This is a genomic window from Streptomyces sp. 5K101 (genome assembly GCF_046506645.1).
In the GTDB taxonomy this organism is placed as follows: Bacteria; Actinomycetota; Actinomycetes; order Streptomycetales; family Streptomycetaceae; genus Streptomyces.
Map to the genome: position 1 here is coordinate 64,965 of NZ_JBKFFO010000021.1, position 20,837 is coordinate 85,801.

At 69.7% G+C, this 20,837-nt stretch carries 17 protein-coding genes; 12 read left to right on the top strand and 5 right to left on the bottom strand.

What is annotated here, in order from left to right:
• Window positions 1-143 precede the first annotated feature (143 nt).
• A complete protein-coding gene (locus ACLB9X_RS29305; protein WP_410363433.1) occupies window positions 144-3,035 on the top strand; it encodes a vitamin B12-dependent ribonucleotide reductase in 2,892 nt (963 codons plus the stop codon).
• A 153-nt stretch (window positions 3,036-3,188) separates the two neighbouring features.
• Here the strand turns inward: ACLB9X_RS29305 and ACLB9X_RS29310 are convergent, their stop codons facing one another.
• Window positions 3,189-3,707 (bottom strand): TerD family protein, encoded by a 519-nt coding sequence (locus ACLB9X_RS29310; RefSeq protein ID WP_410363434.1) that lies wholly within the window; start codon window positions 3,705-3,707, stop codon window positions 3,189-3,191.
• Window positions 3,708-3,923: 216 nt separating this feature from the next.
• On the opposite strand from ACLB9X_RS29310, the gene ACLB9X_RS29315 reads away from it, so the two are divergent.
• Window positions 3,924-4,529, top strand: coding sequence for a YdbC family protein (locus ACLB9X_RS29315; protein WP_410363453.1), 606 nt, complete (start codon window positions 3,924-3,926; stop codon window positions 4,527-4,529).
• Here ACLB9X_RS29315 and ACLB9X_RS29320 read toward each other — a convergent pair whose 3' ends face one another.
• Complete coding sequence (locus tag ACLB9X_RS29320; protein ID WP_410363435.1) at window positions 4,530-5,195, bottom strand: TetR/AcrR family transcriptional regulator; 666 nt, start codon at window positions 5,193-5,195, stop codon at window positions 4,530-4,532.
• Window positions 5,196-5,414: 219 nt separating this feature from the next.
• Here ACLB9X_RS29320 and ACLB9X_RS29325 point away from each other — a divergent pair, with 219 nt between their 5' ends.
• Both ACLB9X_RS29325 and ACLB9X_RS29330 read left to right on the top strand, forming a co-directional pair.
• On the top strand, window positions 5,415-6,098 hold the full coding sequence (locus tag ACLB9X_RS29325; protein ID WP_410363436.1) for a histidine phosphatase family protein: 684 nt from the start codon (window positions 5,415-5,417) through the stop codon (window positions 6,096-6,098).
• On the top strand, window positions 6,088-6,996 hold the full coding sequence (locus ACLB9X_RS29330) for an ADP-ribosylglycohydrolase family protein (protein ID WP_410363437.1): 909 nt from the start codon (window positions 6,088-6,090) through the stop codon (window positions 6,994-6,996). Before ACLB9X_RS29325 ends, ACLB9X_RS29330 begins: the two co-directional genes overlap by 11 nt.
• 81 nt (window positions 6,997-7,077) lie before the next feature.
• On the opposite strand, the gene ACLB9X_RS29335 is transcribed toward ACLB9X_RS29330, so the two are convergent.
• Window positions 7,078-8,631, bottom strand: coding sequence for an MFS transporter (locus tag ACLB9X_RS29335; protein ID WP_410363438.1), 1,554 nt, complete (start codon window positions 8,629-8,631; stop codon window positions 7,078-7,080).
• Between the two features lie 121 nt (window positions 8,632-8,752).
• On the opposite strand from ACLB9X_RS29335, the gene ACLB9X_RS29340 reads away from it, so the two are divergent.
• The 3 genes from ACLB9X_RS29340 to ACLB9X_RS29350 all read left to right on the top strand — a co-directional run bounded on the left by ACLB9X_RS29340 (window position 8,753) and on the right by ACLB9X_RS29350 (window position 10,851).
• On the top strand, window positions 8,753-9,379 hold the full coding sequence (locus tag ACLB9X_RS29340) for a TetR/AcrR family transcriptional regulator (protein ID WP_410363439.1): 627 nt from the start codon (window positions 8,753-8,755) through the stop codon (window positions 9,377-9,379).
• Window positions 9,380-9,452: 73 nt separating this feature from the next.
• Window positions 9,453-10,154, top strand: coding sequence for a ribonuclease HII (locus ACLB9X_RS29345; protein WP_410363440.1), 702 nt, complete (start codon window positions 9,453-9,455; stop codon window positions 10,152-10,154).
• An 82-nt stretch (window positions 10,155-10,236) separates the two neighbouring features.
• A complete protein-coding gene (locus ACLB9X_RS29350) occupies window positions 10,237-10,851 on the top strand; it encodes a hypothetical protein (protein WP_410363441.1) in 615 nt (204 codons plus the stop codon).
• 77 nt (window positions 10,852-10,928) lie between these two features.
• Here ACLB9X_RS29350 and ACLB9X_RS29355 read toward each other — a convergent pair whose 3' ends face one another.
• Together ACLB9X_RS29355 and ACLB9X_RS29360 are read right to left on the bottom strand one after the other, a co-directional pair.
• Window positions 10,929-11,558: a hypothetical protein gene (locus ACLB9X_RS29355; RefSeq protein WP_410363442.1), complete on the bottom strand. Its 630-nt coding sequence runs from the start codon at window positions 11,556-11,558 to the stop codon at window positions 10,929-10,931.
• A 223-nt stretch (window positions 11,559-11,781) separates the two neighbouring features.
• Window positions 11,782-13,953, bottom strand: coding sequence for a RecQ family ATP-dependent DNA helicase (locus ACLB9X_RS29360; RefSeq protein WP_410363443.1), 2,172 nt, complete (start codon window positions 13,951-13,953; stop codon window positions 11,782-11,784).
• A 111-nt stretch (window positions 13,954-14,064) separates the two neighbouring features.
• On the opposite strand from ACLB9X_RS29360, the gene ACLB9X_RS29365 reads away from it, so the two are divergent.
• The 5 genes from ACLB9X_RS29365 (at window position 14,065) to ACLB9X_RS29385 (ending at window position 20,775) form a co-directional block, all read left to right on the top strand.
• Window positions 14,065-15,534: a DUF4192 domain-containing protein gene (locus ACLB9X_RS29365; protein ID WP_410363444.1), complete on the top strand. Its 1,470-nt coding sequence runs from the start codon at window positions 14,065-14,067 to the stop codon at window positions 15,532-15,534.
• Between the two features lie 127 nt (window positions 15,535-15,661).
• Window positions 15,662-16,426: an NUDIX hydrolase gene (locus ACLB9X_RS29370; protein WP_410363445.1), complete on the top strand. Its 765-nt coding sequence runs from the start codon at window positions 15,662-15,664 to the stop codon at window positions 16,424-16,426.
• Window positions 16,427-16,996: 570 nt separating this feature from the next.
• Entirely contained in the window at window positions 16,997-17,884 is an 888-nt protein-coding gene (locus ACLB9X_RS29375) for a FadR/GntR family transcriptional regulator (RefSeq protein ID WP_410363446.1), read from the top strand.
• 338 nt (window positions 17,885-18,222) lie between these two features.
• Window positions 18,223-19,779: an RNA polymerase sigma factor gene (locus tag ACLB9X_RS29380; RefSeq protein ID WP_410363447.1), complete on the top strand. Its 1,557-nt coding sequence runs from the start codon at window positions 18,223-18,225 to the stop codon at window positions 19,777-19,779.
• Window positions 19,780-19,932: 153 nt separating this feature from the next.
• Entirely contained in the window at window positions 19,933-20,775 is an 843-nt protein-coding gene (locus tag ACLB9X_RS29385) for a S1 family peptidase (RefSeq protein ID WP_410363448.1), read from the top strand.
• Window positions 20,776-20,837: the final 62 nt, after the last annotated feature.

Sequence of the window (20,837 nt, forward strand, 5' to 3'; positions counted from 1 at the left end):
CGTGCGTCACGGATCCCACCCGCTACCGGGCGGCACACGACCTGTCCCGGGCGCTGGGCAGCGCTCCAGGACAACAGACACAAGCAGTGCCACGGGAAGAACTGGGCACTTCAGGGCGTTTTTGCCCGTATATGGGAGGCGGCATGACCGAGACGACGAGCGGCCCGGCACGAGGGTCCCGGACCAAGGGAGCCAAGGCGAGCAAGGGCCTGCGTATCGAGCGGATCCACACCACCCCCGGCGTGCACCCCTACGACGAGGTGGTCTGGGAGCGCCGTGACGTCGTCATGACGAACTGGCGTGACGGCTCGGTGAACTTCGAGCAGCGTGGCGTCGAGTTCCCCGACTTCTGGTCGGTGAACGCGGTCAACATCGTCACCAGCAAGTACTTCCGCGGGGCGGTCGGCACCCCCCAGCGCGAGACCGGTCTCAAGCAGCTCATCGACCGGATCGTGAAGACGTACCGCAAGGCCGGCGAGGACCACCACTACTTCGCCTCGCCCGCCGACGCGGAGATCTTCGAGCACGAGCTCGCGTACGCCCTGCTGCACCAGATCTTCAGCTTCAACTCTCCGGTGTGGTTCAACGTCGGCACGCCGCAGCCGCAGCAGGTCTCCGCCTGCTTCATCCTGTCCGTCGACGACTCCATGGAGTCGATCCTCGACTGGTACAAGGAAGAGGGCATGATCTTCAAGGGCGGCTCCGGCGCCGGCCTGAACCTCTCCCGTATCCGCTCCTCCAAGGAGCTGCTGTCGTCGGGCGGCAACGCCTCCGGTCCGGTCTCGTTCATGCGGGGTGCCGACGCCTCCGCAGGAACGATCAAGTCCGGCGGTGCCACCCGCCGCGCGGCCAAGATGGTCATTCTCGACGTCGACCACCCCGACATCGAGAACTTCATCGAGACCAAGGTCAAGGAAGAGGAGAAGATCCGCGCGCTGCGTGACGCGGGCTTCGACATGGACCTGGGCGGCGACGACATCACGTCCGTCCAGTACCAGAACGCCAACAACTCGGTCCGCGTGAACGACGAGTTCATGAGGGCCGTGGAGTCCGGCGGCAGGTTCGGTCTGCGTGCCCGCATGACCGGCGAGGTCATCGAGGAGGTCGACGCCAAGGCGCTCTTCCGCAAGATGGCCGAGGCCGCCTGGGCATGCGCCGACCCGGGCATCCAGTACGACGACACGATCAACCACTGGCACACCTGCCCCGAGTCCGGCCGCATCAACGGCTCGAACCCGTGCAGCGAGTACATGCACCTGGACAACACCTCGTGCAACCTCGCCTCGCTGAACCTCATGAAGTTCCTCAAGGACAACGGCGAGGGCCACCAGTCCTTCGACGTCGAGCGCTTCTCCAAGGTCGTCGAGCTGGTCATCACCGCGATGGACATCTCGATCTGCTTCGCGGACTTCCCGACGCAGAAGATCGGTGAGAACACGCGCGCCTTCCGCCAGCTCGGCATCGGTTACGCCAACCTCGGCGCCCTCCTCATGGCGACCGGCCACGCGTACGACTCCGACGGCGGCCGCGCTCTCGCCGGAGCCATCACCTCCCTGATGACCGGCACGTCCTACAAGCGGTCCGCCGAACTCGCCGCGGTCGTCGGCCCCTACGACGGCTATGCCCGCAACGCCGAGCCGCACCAGCGCGTCATGAAGCAGCACGCCGACGCCAACGCCAAGGCCGTCCGCATGGACGACCTCGACACGCCGATCTGGGCCGCGGCCACCGAGGCCTGGCAGGATGTGATCCGTCTCGGCGAGAAGAACGGCTTCCGCAACTCCCAGGCGTCCGTCATCGCCCCGACCGGCACCATCGGTCTCGCGATGTCCTGCGACACCACCGGCCTCGAGCCGGACCTGGCGCTGGTCAAGTTCAAGAAGCTGGTCGGCGGCGGCTCGATGCAGATCGTCAACGGCACCGTGCCGCAGGCCCTGCGCCGCCTCGGCTACCAGCCGGAGCAGATCGAGGCGATCGTCGCCCACATCGCCGAGCACGGCAACGTGATCGACGCGCCCGGCCTGAAGACCGAGCACTACGAGGTCTTCGACTGCGCCATGGGCGAGCGCTCCATCTCCGCGATGGGCCACGTCCGCATGATGGCGGCCATCCAGCCGTGGATCTCCGGCGCGCTCTCCAAGACGGTCAACATGCCGGAGTCGGCGACCGTCGAGGAGGTCGAGGAGATCTACTTCGAGGCGTGGAAGATGGGCGTCAAGGCGCTCGCGATCTACCGCGACAACTGCAAGGTCGGCCAGCCGCTCTCCGCGAAGAAGAAGGACATCGGCAGCGCCGCGAAGGCCGAGGTCACCGAGAGGGCCGAGGAGACGATCCGCGCGGCGGTCGAGAAGGTGGTCGAGTACCGCCCGGTCCGCAAGCGCCTCCCCAAGGGCCGGCCCGGCATCACCACCTCCTTCACCGTCGGTGGCGCAGAGGGCTACATGACCGCCAATTCCTACCCGGACGACGGTCTCGGCGAGGTCTTCCTGAAGATGTCGAAGCAGGGCTCCACCCTCGCGGGCATGATGGACGCCTTCTCCATCGCCGTCTCGGTGGGTCTGCAGTACGGCGTTCCGCTCGAGACGTACGTCTCGAAGTTCACCAACATGCGCTTCGAGCCGGCCGGTATGACGGACGACCCGGACGTGCGGATGGCACAGTCGATCGTCGACTACATCTTCCGCCGCCTGGCGCTGGACTTCCTGCCCTTCGAGACGCGCTCCGCGCTCGGCATCCACTCGGCGGAGGAGCGCCAGCGTCACCTGGAGACCGGCTCCTACGAGCCTGCCGACGACGAGGTCGACGTCGAGGGCCTCGCGCAGTCCGCTCCGCGCCAGCAGGAACTGAAGGCCGTCGCCCCCCCGAAGGCGGAGGTCCCGGCTCCGAAGCAGGCGCACACCTCGGCCGAGCTGGTCGAGATGCAGCTCGGCATCAGCGCCGACGCACCGCTCTGCTTCTCGTGCGGAACGAAGATGCAGCGGGCGGGCTCCTGCTACATCTGCGAGGGCTGCGGCTCCACCAGCGGCTGCAGCTGACACGGCCGGCACGACACTCGCCATGACGCGGCCGGTGTGACACGACGGGCAGCGGACCCGCCGATGCGCTGAGGGCGGGGAGACCTCCCAGGAGGTCTCCCCGCCTTCGCGTGTCCGCGGCTTGCCCGGGGCCTCGTGCGGGGCGGCCCGCCGTCAGCCGCTCATCAGGCCGACAAAGGCCTCAGGGGCCGTGTCGAAGCCGCGCACGGATGGGTGGAACTGCCAGTTCCCGGCCGCACCGCGCGTGAACTCGCAGATGACGGCCGCAGTGGACTGTGCGACCGCGGCGAAGTCGCACGTCGCCAGCTCCTCGTGCCCTTCCAGGACCCGTACCAGCGTGTTGGCGACGTCGCCGAACACCTTCCGGCCGGCGCGCTGCTGAATGACGACCCCCACGACGACACGCTCGTACACCGGCGCCAGCCGGTCGAACTCCAGCGTCATGACCTCGTCGGCGCCGAACCCCTGGCCCGTCTTGCTGTCCCGGGCCAGGATGATCGTCCCGTCCGGCGACCTGCTGTCGAAATGGACCACGTACGCCGGCTCACGCGCGGCATCGGCGCGATACGTCGCTGCCACGAGGTCGAGGTCGTGGGGCGGCTCCCCCATGGGACTCGGGTCCCACTTGAGTGCCACCTCGGCCTTCCGGACCCCCTTGCTGAGGCTGCTCACCGGATCTCTCCTCCCCGTAACGTCCTTCATTCCTACGGGAGTTGACCGTAGTCGCTCAGTGGGGGATGCGGCGAGGCGGCCACCGGTGCGCCCGGGCGGTACGGGATCACGGCACGGAACATGGCGGATCGGTGCATGACCAGCGCACTGTCGCACGCGTGGATGCACTCCCGCCGACGGGGAACGGCCTCCTGGTCCGGGCCGTACGATGGCGCGGTGCTGGTCAAGTGGACTCGCTGCATCGTGGTGGACCGTCGAGGGTTCGAGCGGGGGCAGCGGAAATGGGCGGGGCTGCTGGGTGAGCCGGGATTCCGGGGGCAGGGCGGCGGTTGGAGCCGGATACGGCCCAATGTCGCCCATGTGTTCGCCTTCTGGGAGAGCCGCCCTTTCTACGACTCGTTCATGGCGCGGTCCCACGACCGGCTGGCGGCGGGGCAGTCGGGCACGTACAAGGACATCCACGCCAAGCTCTTCGACTACCGCTTCGACGTGAAGACGGGGTTCGAGCCGCGCTTCTCGGACGCGGACGTGGTGCGGGTAGCCCACTGCCGTGTCCGCGAGGACCGGGTCGAGCACTTCTCGCTCATGCAGGAGAAGGTGTGGAACCCCGCGATGGCCGGGTCGCCGGGGATGGTGCGCGGACTGTTCGGTGAGGCACCGGAGAACGAATTCCTGGTGCTGTCCATGTGGCTGGCGGCAGCGGAGCACGGCAAGTACCGCAGGGAGCGCATCGAGCGGCTGCTCCTGCGCGCGCAGACCGAGGCCGACGTCTCCGCACTGGCCGGGGACGTCGTGGAGCTGGAGCCGTCCTGGACCGTCTGATCAGGCTCCGGTGTCTGCCGGCGGTTGGGTGGATGCCGGTGCCTGTGTCGATCCGTGGGCCGAGAAGACACCGGCGCGGAGTGCCGCGATCGCCGCTGCGGCCGACCGGTCGGCGAAAGCCGGGTCCACCGGCTCACGGGTGATGAAGAGCCGGAAGAACAAGGGTGCGGACACCGCTCGCACGACGTCGCCCGCGTCGGAGTCCGCGGGCGCTTCGCCCCGGGCGACCGCTCGCTCGACGACAGCCGCCGACCGTCTGAATCGCTCCGCGTAGAAGGCGCGCAGAGCATCGGCCGCGCGCGGGGACCGGAAGGCCGCCGCGACGAACGCGGCAGGCGCTGCGGACGCTGCCGGGTCGTCGAAGGATTCGGCGACCTCCTGTGCGAGCGCATGAAGATCCCCTTCCAGACTGCCCGTGTCCGGCGGTGTCCAGCTGTCCTCCCCGGCGAGGTCGAGCGCATCGGCGACCAGCTCCTCGACGCCTCCCCACCGGCGATAGAGCGTCGTCTTGTGCACACCCGAATGCGCGGCGACGTAATCGACGGTGAGGCCCGGGTAGCCGTGCTCGCCGAGGCCGGTGAGGACGGCGTCCCGGACGGCCGCTCGGGTGCGGGCGGTGCGGCCGCCGGGGCGCTGGGTGCCCGGAGGCGGTGCCTTCTCAGTCAATTGCTACTCCTGTTGCGTTAGTGGCCTTCATGGTGGCACACTCATGGGTAATGCGACAACAGTTGCGTTAACCGGTGCGGCGTCCTGCCGCTCTTTCACGGGGGTGCTCTTGTCGACTTCTTGCACGGGGCCGGCGTCGGCGGCGCTTCGCCGGACGGATACGCCGGATGGACTCGGGGTGGCCCGTCGGTCGCTGACGGACGGGCCTAGGGTCGTCCCATGGCACGACCGCGACGCATCGTCCTTGTCCGGCATGGGGAATCGGTGGGCAACGCCGACGACACGGTCTACGAGCGCGAGCCCGATCATGCGCTCCACCTCACGGCTCGGGGGCTGGCGCAGGCGGAGCAGACCGGGCGGCGGCTTCGGGAGATCTTCGGCCGCGAGCGTGTCAGCGTCTACGTCTCTCCCTATCGCCGGACCCACGAGACCCTCCAGGCATTCGGGCTCGATCCGGAGCTCGTGAGGGTCAGGGAGGAGCCGAGGCTCAGGGAGCAGGACTGGGGCAACTGGCAGGACAGGGACGACGTCCGCCTGCAGAAGGCGTACCGCGACGCGTACGGCCACTTCTTCTACCGCTTTGCTCAGGGCGAGTCCGGTGCCGATGTGTACGACCGCGTCGGGGCGTTCCTGGAGAGCCTGCACCGCAGCTTCGAAGCGCCCGATCATCCGCCCAACGTCCTGCTGGTCACTCACGGGCTCACCATGCGGTTGTTCTGCATGCGCTGGTTCCACTGGTCGGTGGCGGAATTCGAGTCACTCGCCAATCCGGGCAACGGGGAGACCCGGATACTGCACCTGCGCGACGACGGGCGCTACGCCTTGGACCGCCCGTTCGAGCGCTGGCGGACCCCCGAGCCGTACGGCGTCACCGGGATAGAGTGGCGGGAAGATGACCGCTGACTCCTCTCGCGACCGGCGCTTCGCACGCGCCCTGGACAGCCTGCGCGGACTGTCCGTGGGAGACGCCCTGGGCTCCCAGTTCTTCGTACCTTCGAACTATCCCCTGCTGAAGCGGCGCGAGCTGCCACCGGCCAGCTGGCAGTGGACCGACGACACCGAAATGGCCTGTTCGGTGCTGGCGGTGCTCGCCGAGCACCATCGTGTGGACCAGGACGCGCTGGCCCGCTCGTTCGCGGAGCACCACGATTTCGACCGTGGTTACGGCCCCGCCGTCAACCGGATGCTCAGGCTGATCAGGGAGGGAGGCGACTGGCGCGAGCTGGCCGCCGCTCTCTTCAACGGGCAGGGCTCGTGGGGCAACGGCTCGGCGATGAGGATCGCCCCGCTCGGGGCCTGGTACGCGGACGATCCCGAGCAGGCGACCCACCAGGCCGAGATCTCGTCCTACACGACCCATCAGCACCGAGAGGCGGTCGTCGGGGCCATGGCGGTGGCAGCGGCGGCCGCCCTGGCCGCCCGGCCGGCCGGGCCCCCGGAGCCCACCGAGCTTCTGGACGGTGTGATCGCCCTGGTTCCTCGCAGCGCTGTCGGGGCGGGGCTGCGACGGGCCCGGGACATGCTGGACTACGACGACGCCGGCACCGTGGCGGCCGTGCTCGGCAGCGGCCGGCGCACCAGCGCCCATGACACCGTGCCGTTCGCGCTGTGGTCCGCCGCACGGTCACTCGGAGACTTCGAGCAGACCTTCTGGACGACCGCGCAAGTCGGCGGGGACGTCGACACCACGTGCGCGATCGCCTGTGGAGTGGTCGCGGCGGGCAAGGGGGGCCGGCCGCCCGCCCACTGGCTGGAGCGGACCGAAGCGCTTCCGGGCTGGCTGCCCGAGGGCCCGGGCTGACCGGATCCGGTCGCTCCTGTGGGTACCGGCCGTCCCGCACGGCCGGTACCCGGCGACCAGGACCGGTTCGCGTGGCCCGGCCTATCCCGCGTGTGCGCCCGGCTTGGCCGTGCCGCTCAGCGCTTCGAGGTCGCTCTTGCGGACCCGGATGACGGCGACGGCGGCCAGGACGGCGAGCCCGACCAGTCCCACACCGGCCCAGAAGGCGGTGGAGATTCCCTCGGCGAGCACCTGGTGCCCCCACGGCGGCGGAAGCTCGTGCGTCGTGGCGAACGCCTCCTTCTGGGCGGGAGTCGACTCGGCGAGGAACGAGGGAAGCTGTCGCTCGCCCTCGGTCCGGCCGGCGGTCCCGAAGACGGTCATGAGGATCGACAACCCGAGGGAGCCACCGACCATCTGCGTCGCGTTGAGCAGACTGGAGGCCGCACCCGACTCGTGCTGCGCCACACCCGAGACAGCTGTCAGCGTCGCGGTGACGAAGACGAGCCCCATGCCGAAGCCGAACAGCAGCATCGGGCCCAGGATCCCTCCGAGGTAAGAGGTGTCCGGGCTGATCCCGGTCAGCCACGCCATACCGCCACCGGTGAGCACGGCACCCACGATCAGGAAGGGTTTGGGGCCGAGGACGGGCAACAGCTTCGAGGAGATCCCGGCGGCGGTCACGATCATCACGGTGACCGGCAGGAAGGCCAGGCCGGAGGTGATGGGGCTGTACCCCAGCACGTTCTGGACGAAGAGCACGATGAAGAAGAACATTCCGAACATGGCGGCCGAGAGGCTCATCATGATCACGTACGTGCCCGAGCGGTTGCGGTCGGCGAACATGCGCAGCGGCGTGATCGGCTCCCTCGCCCTGCGCTCGATCAGGACGAACGCGGTGAGCAGGACAGCGGCCACGCCGAACGCGCTCAGGGTCAACCCGTCGCGCCAGCCGTCCTCGGACGCCCGGATGAAGCCGTAGACCAGGGACGCCATGCCCACTGTCGAGGTGAGCGCGCCGGAGACGTCGAACCGGCCTGAATGGCGCTCGGACTCATTGATGAAGACGGGAGCGAGGACCGCGATCAGGACACCGATGGGCAGGTTCACGTAGAACACCCAGCGCCAGTCGAGCCACTCGGTGAGCATGCCGCCTGCCAGCAGGCCGATCGCCGCGCCGCTGGCCGACACGGCAGCGAAGATGCCGAACGCACGGTTGCGTTCCGGGCCTTCCCGGAAGGTCGTGGTGATGAGGGCGAGCGCGGTCGGAGAGGCGATGGCGCCACCCACGCCCTGAAGGGCGCGTGCGGCCAGCATCTGCCACGGCTCCTGGGCGATGCCGCACAACAGCGAGGCGGCCGTGAACAGGAGCACGCCAAAGACGAAGACGCGGCGCCGGCCGAGTATGTCGCCCGCTCTGCCGCCGAGCAGAAGCAGGCCGCCGAAGGTGAGCGTGTAGGCGTTCACCACCCACGAGAGCTGGGTCGTGGTGAACTCGAGTGCTCCTTGGATGTGCGGGAGCGCGATGTTCACAATCGTGGTGTCGAGGACCACCATGAGCTGGAGAGCCGCTATCACCGCGAGAGCGATCCCGGGGCGGCCCTGCCGTCGGGCCGCGGCGGGTTTGTCCGGAGCCGTCAACTGAGAGGTTGTCACGTCAAGTCCCCCACACATGAGTTAGTGAACGAATCCGTTCACTTTTCCGTCAACCGTAGAGAATCCCCGTCAGTGAACGCAAGCGTTCACTAGACCTCCAGTCCCCAACGGAGAGAACAAGATGGCCACTTCGCGCTGTTCCCCTGGTGCGCAGGCCCCGCCGGTTCCGCTGCGCCGGCGAGGGCTCGTGCTGGAACGAGCGATCCTGGAAGCCGCCCTGGAGCAGCTCAGCACGGTCGGCTGGGGAGGGCTCACGATGGAGGGCGTCGCCTCGAGGGCCCAGACCGGCAAGGCGGCCGTCTATCGCCGCTGGCCGTCGAAGGAGGACCTGGTCGCGGACGCACTGGAAGCGGGGCTGCCGGCGCTGGACGAGGCCGCCGACCACGGCGGCATCCGCGAAGATCTCTACCAGCTCTGCTGCCGGGTCCGGGATGCCATGTTCTCCCGCTCGGGCATGGCGCTGCGATCAGTGATTCACGAGTGCGACACCGCATCCGCCGAGCGCTTCCACGGCGTGATCGTGAACCGCGTCGTCGAACCGTCCAACCGCCTCTTCCGGGAAGTGGTCCGCCGCGGGGTGGCGCGGGGCGACGTGCGCGCCGACGCCACGTGCGACCTGGTCTTCGACGTCATCCCCGGCTTGCTGATGTACCGCTCGAAAGTGTGCGGAAGCGAATGGCCGGACGAGGACATCGCTCGGATGATCGACCAGGTCATGGTGCCCCTGTTGCGGCCGGGCTCCCGCTGACGGGTGGTGCGGAGAGCCCTAGGGGTATCCGGGTGTCGCTGGGCCCCTCCAGCGGCGTAACCTTGCTGGCGCCATGCCGTACGAACCACCTACTCACTCAGTCGAGCGCTCGATCCGGGCGACCACGGGCGCCAAGATCGTCGCAGGCATCGACGAGGTCGGTCGTGGGGCATGGGCAGGGCCGGTGACCGTCTGTGCGGCGATCACCGGACTCCGCAGACCGCCTGCCGGGCTCACCGACTCCAAACTCATCACCCCGAAGCGCCGCACGGAGCTTGCGGGCGAGTTGGAGTCCTGGGTCACCGCCCACGCTCTCGGTCATGCGTCGCCCGAGGAGATCGACGACCTCGGGATGACCGCTGCACTGCGGCTCGCCGCAGTCCGGGCTCTCGACGGTCTGCCCGTGCGTCCCGACGCCGTCATTCTCGACGGCAAGCACGACTACCTGGGAGTGCCCTGGCGAGTGCGTACGGTGATCAAGGGTGATCAGTCGTGCGTTTCCGTGGCCACGGCATCGGTGATAGCCAAGGTTCGCAGGGACGCCATGATGGCCGCTCTCCAGGAGGAGTTCGCCGTTTTCGGCTTCGCCGAGAACGCCGGATATCCCTCGCCCATGCACAAGGCGGCTCTGAGGGAGCTGGGACCCACCCGGTACCACCGGCTCTCCTGGGCCTACCTGGACGCGCTGCCCCAGTGGCGGCACCTCAAGAAGGTCCGCCTCTCACCGGAGGCGGCCGCACTGGAAGACGGGGGCCAGCTCGGCTTCGACTTCTGACCCCGCCCTGCCAACAGCCGGGTCGCACTTTTGTGCCCACCCGCCGATGCCGTCGACACCGGCATTTGATAGACATCCACCCATGCCTCTCATTCCCGAGGAGCCTCAGATTCACGAGAGCGCCCAGGGTCCCCGCGTGACACCGGCCGCAGGCCGCCCCACGCCGACCCCTCGTCCTGTACCCGGTCCGCGTTCCGCGGCCTCGCCGCGTCCCGGACATCCGGGACCTGGTCCGGCCAGGCCCGCATCCCCCGCGCAGCGCCCGCCGGCGGCGGGGAAGCCGCCGTCACCCCGGAAGGAGAATCGTTCCGGACCGCAGATCCAGCTCATCCCCGCTCCGGCGGACGGTGCCCTGGACGCCGCCGGCGAGGCGGTCGACCTGCTGCTCGACTCCGGGCGCGCGCCCGGCGACATCCTGGTCCTCACCATGGGCGAGCTGCATCCGTGGGCGGCTCACGAGCTGTCCTTCGGCGAGTCCGCCTACTGGGCCCAGCACGATGCCCGTGACGACGTGTTCTACGCGGCCGCGGCCTCGGTGGAACGGGCTTCCGCCCGTCCCGTCGTGGTCGTCGCGGTGAACGGGGGCGACGACTCCGCCGCCCGAGCGCTGCCGAAGGCCATGGCGAAGGCCTCCGCACTCCTGATCGTGTGCGGTGACCCGAAGCGGATCAACAGCGCCTTCGGCGCAGGCGTTTGACACCGTTCAGCGGTCGCGGACCGAAGGTCCGGTCGTGACCCGGCTGCCCTGACCACGGGCAGCCGGTGGATGACCTGTCAGCGAGCAGCGGTGCGCCGCAGCGCGTCCACCGCTCCGCCGGCCGTGCGCAGCGGAACGGGGTCGGCCTCCATGCCGACATCGGCCAGACGGCCCGGGGGCGACGTCGAGCTGGGCTGTCGGCCACCACGACCTTCGCCCAGCACCTGCCAGCCGCCACGTGTCAAAGTGATGTACGCGCCGCAGCGCAACCCGTGCAGCGTGCAGGCGTCGCGCAGTCCCCACATCCAGGCCCCGTCCTCTTCGGTCCAACGCTCGTCGCCCTCACGGCAGTAGAGCAGGACCGCTGTGCGCACCGGGGTCCGACGGCGCAGGTCGTGCGGGATGACGCGACGCAGATGGGCGAGCAGCGCATTGCGGAACTCCCAGCCGTCCACCGGAACCGCATGCCGGGAGAACGACGCGCTCGCGGCCAGCCGCTCCTCGTGATCGAGTACGGCGACGACGGCGGTCGCAGGCACCGGGCGGTGCCGGCCGTGCAACCCGCTGACCACCTCGCGCGGATTGCGCAGCAGCGGGATTCCTGCTGCCGCCCACTCGGCGGGCTCGAGCAGCCGAGCGAGGCGGCTGGCCGAGTTGGCCGATGCGGTGATCGAGGTGGCTGCGGACGAAGCGAATCCGAAGGTCACGGTCCTCCCTTCGCATACGCGCCCACAGTGCGGGCAGGGTCGGGTGAGGGCGCACCGCAACAGGGCCCTCAGAGCCAAACAGGCCTGCGCGGGGAGCAGTTCAATTCTTCCTGGCGCGTGAGGATGCGGCAACGAGCAATTTGGCGTGACCGACGGGAATCGGCGGGTATGAGGCTCATATCCTTCCCTTCTTCCTTGCTTCCACGCGCCCCCACCGACCCCGTCAGGACTGGACGGCAAGAACCAGGGGAAATACGCCCTTTGCTCCCGCACGGCGCAGCAGGCGCGTGGCCACCGCCAGAGTCCAGCCACTGTCCGCGTAGTCATCGATCAGGAGCACGGGGCCGTCGACGCCTGCCACGGCTTCAGCGAGCTGCGGTGGCACCACGAACGCCTCGTGCAGGGCGCGGACCCGCTGGGCGCTGTTGGTGCGGGAGAAGCGCGAATCCAGAGCCTCCGGCGCGTACTCGACCGAACCGAGCATGGGCATCCGCCCGACCTCGGCGATACGGCCGCCGAGCGAGCCGATCAGCCTGGGCCGTGAACGGGACGCGACGGTCACGACCCCCGCCGGCCGCGCAGGGGCGTCGACGGCGCCGGAAGCCCAGCCGCCCGGTCCCTTGGCCCAGTCGGCGAGCACGGTCACCACCGCGCCCACCATGTCGTCGGGGACCGGAGCGTCCGGTGCCTGAGGCGCGACCATGGGGCGCAGGCGATTACCCCAGCCGATGTCCGACAGGCGCCCGAGTGCCCGTCCCGTGAAAGCTTGTTCACCTTCGGGGATACGGCCCTTGAGACTCACGCCCACAGCTGCCAGACCCGTCGGCCACATCTTCCGCGGCTCCAGGTCGACGCCGGGGCGGCCCAGCTCCCCGCGCGCCGCGTCGAGCGCCGCTGCGGACACCTTGTCGCTGAACCGCGCGCCGGAGCAGTTGTCACAGCGGCCACACCTCGAGGCCTCCTCGTCGTCCAGCGTCGTCCTCAGAAACTCCATCCGGCAGCCGGTGGACCGGACGTAGTCCCGCATCGCCTGCTGCTCGGCCGCACGCTGCCGGGCGACCCAGGCGTACCTCTCCGTGTCGTAGGACCACGGCTGACCGGTCGTCGTCCAGCCGCCCTTGACCCGGCGCACGGCACCGTCCACGTCCAGCACCTTCAGCATCGTCTCCAGCCGTGTGCGCCGGAGCTCGACCAGCGGCTCCAGCGCGGGCAGCGAGAGCGGCCGGTCGGCCTGGGCGAGCACATCCAGCGTGCGCCGCACGAGCTCCTCCGGCGGAAAGGCGACCGAGGCGAAGTACTGCCAGATCGCCTCGTCCTCCTTGCCGGGCAGCAGCAGCACCTCTGCGTGGTCCACTCCGCGGCCCGCCCGGCCCACCTGCTGGTAGTAGGCGATGGGGGAGGAGGGAGAACCGAGGTGCACGACGAATCCGAGATCGGGTTTGTCGAACCCCATACCGAGCGCGGACGTTGCGACGAGCGCCTTCACGCGGTTGGTGAGGAGGTCGTCCTCGGCCTGCTGGCGATCCGCGTTCTCCGTGCGGCCGGTGTAGGAGGCCACGGTGTGACCGCACTGGCGCAGATATGCGGTGACTTCCTCGGCCGCCGCCACCGTCAGGGTGTAGATGATCCCGGACCCTGGCAGCTCACCGAGGTGATCGGCGAGCCAGCCGAGCCGGTGTGCCGCGTCGGGAAGCTGCAGCACGCTCAGGCTGAGGCTCTCCCGGTCGAGAGGGCCCCGCAGCACCAGAGCGTCGGTGCCCGCGCCGGTGCCCAGCTGCTCCGCGACATCCGCTGTCACGCGGGCGTTGGCCGTGGCGGTCGTCGCGAGCACCGGGACACCGGTCGGCAGGTCCGCGAGCATTGTGCGCAGCCTGCGGTAGTCCGGCCGGAAATCGTGGCCCCAGTCGGAGATGCAGTGCGCCTCGTCCACCACCAGCAGACCGGTCGCCGCCGCGAGCCGGGGCAGAACCTGATCACGGAAGTCCGGATTGTTCAGCCGCTCCGGACTCACCAGCAGCACATCCACATCGCCGGCCACGATCTCGGCCTGGACGGACTCCCACTCCTCCGTGTTGGAGGAATTGATCGTGCGGGCCCGGATGCCTGCCCGGGCCGCGGCCTCGACCTGGTTGCGCATGAGCGCCAGCAGCGGTGAGACGATCACCGTGGGTCCGCTGCCGGCCGCCCTCAGCAGCGACGTGGCGACGAAGTAGACCGCGGACTTGCCCCAGCCAGTGCGCTGGACGACCAAGGCCCGGCGCTTGTCGGCAACGAGCGCCTCGATCGCCCGCCACTGATCCTCGCGCAGGCGGGCGGAGCCCGAGGGGTCACTGACGAGTCGTGCGAGTACGGCATCGGCGGCGGCCCTGAGCTCCGCACGGTCTGCGTTGGTCATGGCCCCATGCAACCCGATGGCACCGACAAAGCGCGAACGAGCCCGACAGCCTGTGGATAACGTTATCCACAGGGGTCGCGGCAGGTCGCCGGTCCGCGAGACGGTCCTGCCATGAACAAGCACCACGACTTCGCCGCCGGATCCGCCGACGACCAGCAGATCACCCTGCGCAGCCCGGCCGAACTGGCCGACGCCCTCCCGTACATGATGGGCTTCCACCCGAGCGACTCGATTGTGCTGGTCGCCCTGCACGGAGGGCGAGGACGGTTCGGCGGTCGGCTCAGGCTCGGCATTCCCTGCTCGCCCCGCGAATGGGAGCCGGTGGCCCAGCAGCTCGCCGAGTGCCTGATCCACGGCAGCGAGCGCCGCGGGACACGCCCGGACGGGATCGTCGTCTTCCTCTGCCAGGAGCCGGCCCACGGCGAGAGCGGACTGCGCGTGATGGAGCGGCTCCGCCCGCTCGCCCAGCGGCTGCGCACCGCCTGTGGGGCCCTCGATGTGCCCGTGTACGAGGCGCTGTGCATCTCCGACGGCCGCTTCTGGTCCTATTGCTGCCCCGACGCGCGGTGTTGCCCGCCCGACGGGACGCCGCTCGCCCTCCCCGGCACCTCCGTGATGGCCGCGGCCGCTGCTTACGCGGGCATTCAAGTGCGGGGCAGTCTGCGGGAGATGGAGACTCGGCTGGTGCCCTGGACCGATGGGGCGGCAGCGGAGCAGCAGCTGGCCCTCGACCAGGCCGGCACAGCCCTCGTGCCCCGGATTCTGGACGAGCAGGGGCGTCGGCGCCTCGCGGCGGACACCCTGGAGCTCGCCCGAAGGGTGCTGGGCCGACTGGCACAGGCTCCGCGGACACCACAGGCTGCCGCATCGGACGAGGGCGATGGGATGGACGACCGGCTCATCTCCCACGAGGAGGCCGCAGAGCTGATCCTTGGTCTTCAGGACCGCCGGACCAGGGATCGCGCAGCTCAGTGGATGGAGGGCCCGGACGCGGGTCCCGCGCTTCGGCTGTGGCGTGCTCTGTCCCGGCGCTGCGTCGGAAGCTACGCCAGTCATGCCGCCGCGCCGCTGACTCTCGCCGGATGGGTGTCGTGGTCACTCGGCGACGAGCCCGCGGCCCGGGTCGCCCTCGGCCTCGCTCTCCACGCCGACCCCGAGTACGTCTTCGCGCGTCTGCTCCACCAGGCCTGCAACGAGGGGCTCGATCCCGAGACGTTGCGGCACTGTCTGCGTCAGGAGCAGGACTGGCCGACCGGGAGCGGTACTTCGGCGGTCGTAGCGGCAGCACCAGGCGAAGAGCGCCCGGCCGTTGATCACCGGGAAGTCTCCGGCGAGCAGTCATCGGCCGATCACCCGACGGGGGCGACGGCCGCCGGCAATGAGCGGCCCCATCACCGCAGGCGCCGCGCCCAGGTTCGTTCTGCCGCCCGTGCCGCCCGTGCCGCCCGTGCCGCCCGTGCCGCCCGTGCTGCCCGTGGGCCGGGTGCTGTCTCCCGTAACCGGCCCGCCTCGGGAAGCGTCCAGGTGCGCGTGCGCGTGCGCAGGCGCAGCGGGCAGCGGGGCAGCGGGAGCGGGCGATGACGCCCATGACCTGGGCCCTGCCCAGCGCGGCGGCATGTGCGTCGCCCTGCCGGGACGGGGCGAAGGAACCTGTGCCGCACATCAGGAAGGCTGTGTTTATCGTCAGGCAGACGACTATGATCGCGGCATGTCTCCCTACGACCCGTCGGCCTTTCCGCCCTTCGCTGTCACCGTCGACCTGGTCGTGCTCACCGTGCGTCGCCACGCCCTCTGTGCGCTGGTTGTACGCCGAGGTGAGCCGCCGTTCCAGGGGCGATGGGCGCTGCCCGGAGGATTCGTCCGGGCGGACGAGGACCTGGCGGCCGCGGCGGCGCGTGAGCTCTCCGAGGAGACAGGACTGTGCGCCCATGACCCCGCCTCCCCGGCGCCGGCCAACGGGGCGCACCTGGAGCAGCTCGCCACCTACGGAGACCCCAAGCGCGACCCGCGTATGCGTGTGGTCAGCGTCGCGCACCTCGTTCTCGCCCCGGACCTGCCGGCCCCGCGCGCCGGTGGCGACGCGAACAGCGTCCGCTGGGCACCCGTGGAAGAACTGCTCGGCCAGGAGAACGGATTCGCGCGCGAGGACGAGCAGCAGGGTCCGCTCGCCTTCGACCATGCGCTGATCCTGGCGGACGGCGTGGAGCGTGCCCGTTCCAAGATCGAGTACTCCTCGCTGGCCACGGCATTCTGCCCGCCGGAGTTCACGGTCGGAGAGCTGCGCCGGGTGTACGAGGCGGTGTGGGGTGTGGCCCTCGACCCGCGCAACTTCCACCGCAAGGTGACCGGTACGCCGGGCTTCCTGGTGCCGGCGGGCGGCACGACGACCCGGCAGGGTGGCCGGCCCGCCCAGCTGTTCCGGGCCGGCGGGGCCACTCTGCTCAACCCTCCGATGCTGCGTCCCGAGGTCTGATCCCGGACGACGCCGTGACCCGGCTGACCGGCGCCCTGCGTGCGGCCGCGGCGGCACGTACAGCCAGGGCAACCGCCTCCACGGGGTCGCGGATCCCGCATGCGAGGCCGGCGTGCGCGCGGCTGGCGGTGGCGGTCGGCGTCCAGGCCCTGCGTCTCGCCCATGGCACAGACTTGGGAGTCGAGCCCGTGAAGCCGACTTGGGGTTCGAGCCCGTGAAACTGCTTGCACTGGTGCTGGTTTCGGCCGGCCGCAGTGTGGCTGCGTTTGCCTCGTGAGGCGGAGCGGTGGTCGGCGGCGGCGCCGATCCAAATGGTGGGGCAACCTGTCGGAGCGGCCCTGGTGTTGGTCGTTGTCGGTCCCGATCTGCGCGCATCTGTTCATGACGGTTCGACGCCGTGCGTCTTGGTGGTCAAGGTCGACCGGTCGGGCGTCAACTGCCCGCAACTTCCTTGAGGCTGCCCGATTCCTTACGATAAGGCGTCAATTACGGCGCGAGCGCCGATCACCCTTTCGTGTGCTTTTCACCAAAGACCTCAAGGGGCTCGGAAGCGGAGCCGACAAAGGATGCGTGAGTACCCTTGCGCACACCATGATGACCGCCGCCCGCCCCTCCGAGACCGGCCTCGCAGGCCCGGGCGAACTCCACCGATACCCCTACGCGGAGTCGCCGGGCGCCGACCGCGTCGGCCCTCCCTCCTGGGAAGGCGCGGACGCGGAGCTGGGCCGGGTCGCCCGCCGGGCGGCAGGCAGCCGCGGCCGTGGTCTGCACGGCCAACTCGTCCAGCAACTGGGGCAGATGATCGTCTCCGGCGACCTCGGCGCCGACCGTCCGCTCGTCCCCGAGGAGATCGGCCAGCGTTTCGAGGTCTCCCGGACCGTCGTCCGCGAGTCCCTGCGTGTCCTCGAGGCCAAGGGCCTGGTCAGTGCCCGGCCCAATGTCGGCACCCGCGTGCGCCCGGTGAGCGACTGGAACCTGCTCGACCCCGACATCATCGAGTGGCGCGCCTTCGGCCCCCAGCGCGACGACCAGCGCCGAGAGCTGAACGAGCTGCGCTGGACCATCGAGCCGCTCGCCGCCCGCCTCGCCGCCGGGCACGGCCGCGACGACGTCCAGCAGCGACTGGCCGACATGGTCGAGATCATGGGGCACGCCCTGACTCAGGGTGACGGCCTCACCTTTTCGCGGGCGGACGCCGAGTTCCACTCCCTGCTCATCCAGCTCGCCGGCAACCGCATGCTGGAGCACCTGTCGGGGATCGTCTCCGCCGCCCTCCAGGTCTCCGGCGGGCCGGTCACGGGCTGTGAGCGGCCTACGGAGGCCGCCGTGGCCCAGCACGCCCGTATCGCCGAAGCGCTCGCCTCCGGCGACTCGCAGGCCGCCGAATCGGCCATGCGGCAGCTGCTCACGGTTCACCCGGAAGTGGAGCGAGTGGTCCCCGCCCCGCGCGAGCACTGACCGCCGCGGCGGGCGGGAGTGCGGAGGCGTACGCACAGCGTGTCGCCGGATTCTGCCGAGATCCGACGACATGCTGTGCGATGAACGCCCCCATCTGGCCGTTTCATGGCATATGGGGTGTGACTCGGGCCACGCGGATTGGGCGTAACACTCCTCGAAACCGTGCGATGACCTAAGAGGTGACAGCCGAGGAGGGAATACAGCCGCCATGGACGGCGCTGTGACAGCTCCGAGGTTCCGCCCGCGCCACCGGCACATCCGCAGCCCGGTGGTCGTCGGCTCCGGCCCGATCATGGGCGGGGCCGGAAGCCGTTTTCCATCGTTCCGAGAGGTTGTTCGTGTCGGCCAGCACATCCCGTACGCTCCCGCCGGAGATCGCCGAGTCCGAGTCTGTGATGGCGCTCATCGAGCGGGGAAAGGCTGATGGGCAGATCGCCGGCGATGACGTGCGTCGGGCCTTCGAGGCTGACCAGATTCCGCCAACCCAGTGGAAGAATGTTCTGCGCAGCCTCAACCAGATCCTCGAGGAAGAGGGTGTGACGCTGATGGTCAGTGCAGCGGAGTCGCCGAAGCGCGCCCGCAAGAGCGTCGCAGCGAAGAGCCCGGCAAAGCGCACCGCCACCAAGACCGTCGCCGCCAAGACGGCTCCGGCGAAGACCGTCGCTGCCACCGCGGCGCCGTCGGCCGAGACCGTCGATGTCACGGCGGACGAGTCGGCGGCCGCCGCTCCCGCCAAGAAGACAGCCGCAAAGAAGACGGCGGCGAAGAAGACCGCGGCGAAGAAGACCGTCGCCAAGAAGGCGGCGACGAAGAAGACCGCAGGCAAGAAGGACGCCGACGAGATCGTCGAGGGCGAGGAGCTGCTCGACGAGGTCCAGCCCGGCGGCAAGGGTGATGAAGAGGAGACCGAGGGCGAGAGCAAGGGCTTCGTCCTCTCCGACGACGACGAGGACGACGCGCCCGCTCAGCAGGTCGCTGTCGCCGGTGCCACCGCCGACCCGGTCAAGGACTACCTCAAGCAGATCGGCAAGGTCCCGCTCCTCAACGCCGAGCAGGAGGTCGAGCTCGCCAAGCGCATCGAGGCGGGCCTGTTCGCCGAGGACAAGCTGGCGAACTCGGACAAGCTCGCCCCCAAGCTCAAGCGCGAGCTGGAGATCATCGCCGAGGACGGCCGCCGCGCCAAGAACCACCTGCTGGAGGCCAACCTCCGACTGGTCGTCTCGCTGGCCAAGCGCTACACCGGCCGCGGCATGCTCTTCCTGGACCTGATCCAGGAGGGCAACCTCGGTCTGATCCGTGCCGTCGAGAAGTTCGACTACACCAAGGGCTACAAGTTCTCCACGTACGCCACCTGGTGGATCCGTCAGGCGATCACCCGCGCCATGGCCGACCAGGCCCGCACCATCCGTATCCCGGTGCACATGGTCGAGGTCATCAACAAGCTCGCGCGCGTGCAGCGCCAGATGCTCCAGGACCTGGGCCGCGAGCCCACCCCGGAGGAGCTGGCCAAGGAGCTCGACATGACCCCCGAGAAGGTCATCGAGGTCCAGAAGTACGGCCGCGAGCCCATTTCGCTGCACACACCGCTCGGCGAGGACGGCGACAGCGAGTTCGGTGACCTCATCGAGGACTCCGAGGCGGTCGTGCCGGCCGACGCGGTCAGCTTCACGCTCCTCCAGGAGCAGCTGCACTCCGTCCTGGACACCCTGTCCGAGCGTGAGGCGGGCGTCGTCTCGATGCGTTTCGGTCTCACCGACGGTCAGCCGAAGACTCTCGACGAGATCGGCAAGGTCTACGGCGTGACGCGTGAGCGCATCCGTCAGATCGAGTCCAAGACGATGTCGAAGCTGCGTCACCCGTCGCGCTCGCAGGTGCTGCGGGACTACCTCGACTAGGTCGTCGGCACGCCCTCGCGGGCAATGCCGGCAAAGGGCCCGGTCCCCACGGGGACCGGGGCCCTTTGTCGTGTCCAGGTTCTTTCGCGGTGCGGTCGGCGGCGCTCTGCACCACTCTGAGTGCACATCGTCCACGCAGAGTCAGGAGGCCGTATGCGTCGCCCCACCGCCCGAGCAATGGCCGGGGTTCCGGCCCTCGTCGCCGCCGCAGTCCTGACACCAGTGGCTCTGCCCGCACCCGCAGCCGCCGACCGTGTGGTCGTCGGCGGCTTCGAGGTGAGAGCCGAAGAGAGTCCCTGGGTCGTCGCCCTGTCCAGCCGTGACCGGTTCGGCCCAAAGCGGGCGGGGCAGTTCTGCGGGGGCGTCGTCGTGGCGCCCACGAAGGTGATGACCGCCGCTCACTGCCTCAGCCCGGCCGTGCTGGGCAGGGAGGTGAGCGCCGTGCGCGATCTGCGCGTCATCTCCGGCCGGTCCGCGCTGGACGGGCCGGGCGGACGGGAGGTCGCGGTGCACTCCAGTTCGGTCTCGCCGGCCTACGACCAGGCCACGAACAGCGCCGACCTGGCCGTCCTGACCCTCTCGGAGGCCCTGCCCGAGGCCAGTGTGCTTCCGGTCGCGACGGCGGGGGAGGGCGTGTACACGCCGGGCACAGAAGCCACTGTCTACGGCTGGGGCGACACCACAGGCGGCGGCGGCTATTCGCCCACGCTGCATGCGGCGCGTGTCTCCGTGCTGTCGGACGGAGCCTGTGAACGGGCCTATCCGGGGGGACTGCGTGGCCGGTACATGAAGGGCACGATGCTCTGTGCCGGGGCTCCGAATGGTGGGCGGGACGCCTGTCAGGGGGACAGTGGCGGCCCCCTGGTCGCGGGCGGCCGGCTCATTGGCATCGTCTCGTGGGGCAGCGGCTGCGGCCGTCCCGAGGCGCCCGGTGTCTACACCCGGCTGTCGACCGTTGCCCCTTCGGTCATGGGGAACGGCCTCTTGGGCCACTGAGCGCTGCCGCGGTCAGCCGCCGCGGTCACGGTATGAGAGCGGGCGGCGGCCCCTGTGTCCAA

Excerpts from the sequence above, each read along its gene's own strand:
- ACLB9X_RS29385 (WP_410363448.1), top strand. The coding sequence starts at position 19,933 with ATGCGTCGCCCCACCGCCCGAGCAATGGCCGGGGTTCCGGCCCTCGTC.
- ACLB9X_RS29350 (WP_410363441.1), top strand. The coding sequence starts at position 10,237 with ATGCCTCTCATTCCCGAGGAGCCTCAGATTCACGAGAGCGCCCAGGGT.
- ACLB9X_RS29345 (WP_410363440.1), top strand. The coding sequence starts at position 9,453 with ATGCCGTACGAACCACCTACTCACTCAGTCGAGCGCTCGATCCGGGCG.
- ACLB9X_RS29360 (WP_410363443.1), bottom strand. The coding sequence starts at position 13,953 with ATGACCAACGCAGACCGTGCGGAGCTCAGGGCCGCCGCCGATGCCGTA.
- ACLB9X_RS29370 (WP_410363445.1), top strand. The coding sequence starts at position 15,662 with ATGTCTCCCTACGACCCGTCGGCCTTTCCGCCCTTCGCTGTCACCGTC.
- ACLB9X_RS29365 (WP_410363444.1), top strand. The coding sequence starts at position 14,065 with ATGAACAAGCACCACGACTTCGCCGCCGGATCCGCCGACGACCAGCAG.
- ACLB9X_RS29325 (WP_410363436.1), top strand. The coding sequence starts at position 5,415 with ATGGCACGACCGCGACGCATCGTCCTTGTCCGGCATGGGGAATCGGTG.
- ACLB9X_RS29340 (WP_410363439.1), top strand. The coding sequence starts at position 8,753 with ATGGCCACTTCGCGCTGTTCCCCTGGTGCGCAGGCCCCGCCGGTTCCG.
- ACLB9X_RS29330 (WP_410363437.1), top strand. The coding sequence starts at position 6,088 with ATGACCGCTGACTCCTCTCGCGACCGGCGCTTCGCACGCGCCCTGGAC.
- ACLB9X_RS29305 (WP_410363433.1), top strand. The coding sequence starts at position 144 with ATGACCGAGACGACGAGCGGCCCGGCACGAGGGTCCCGGACCAAGGGA.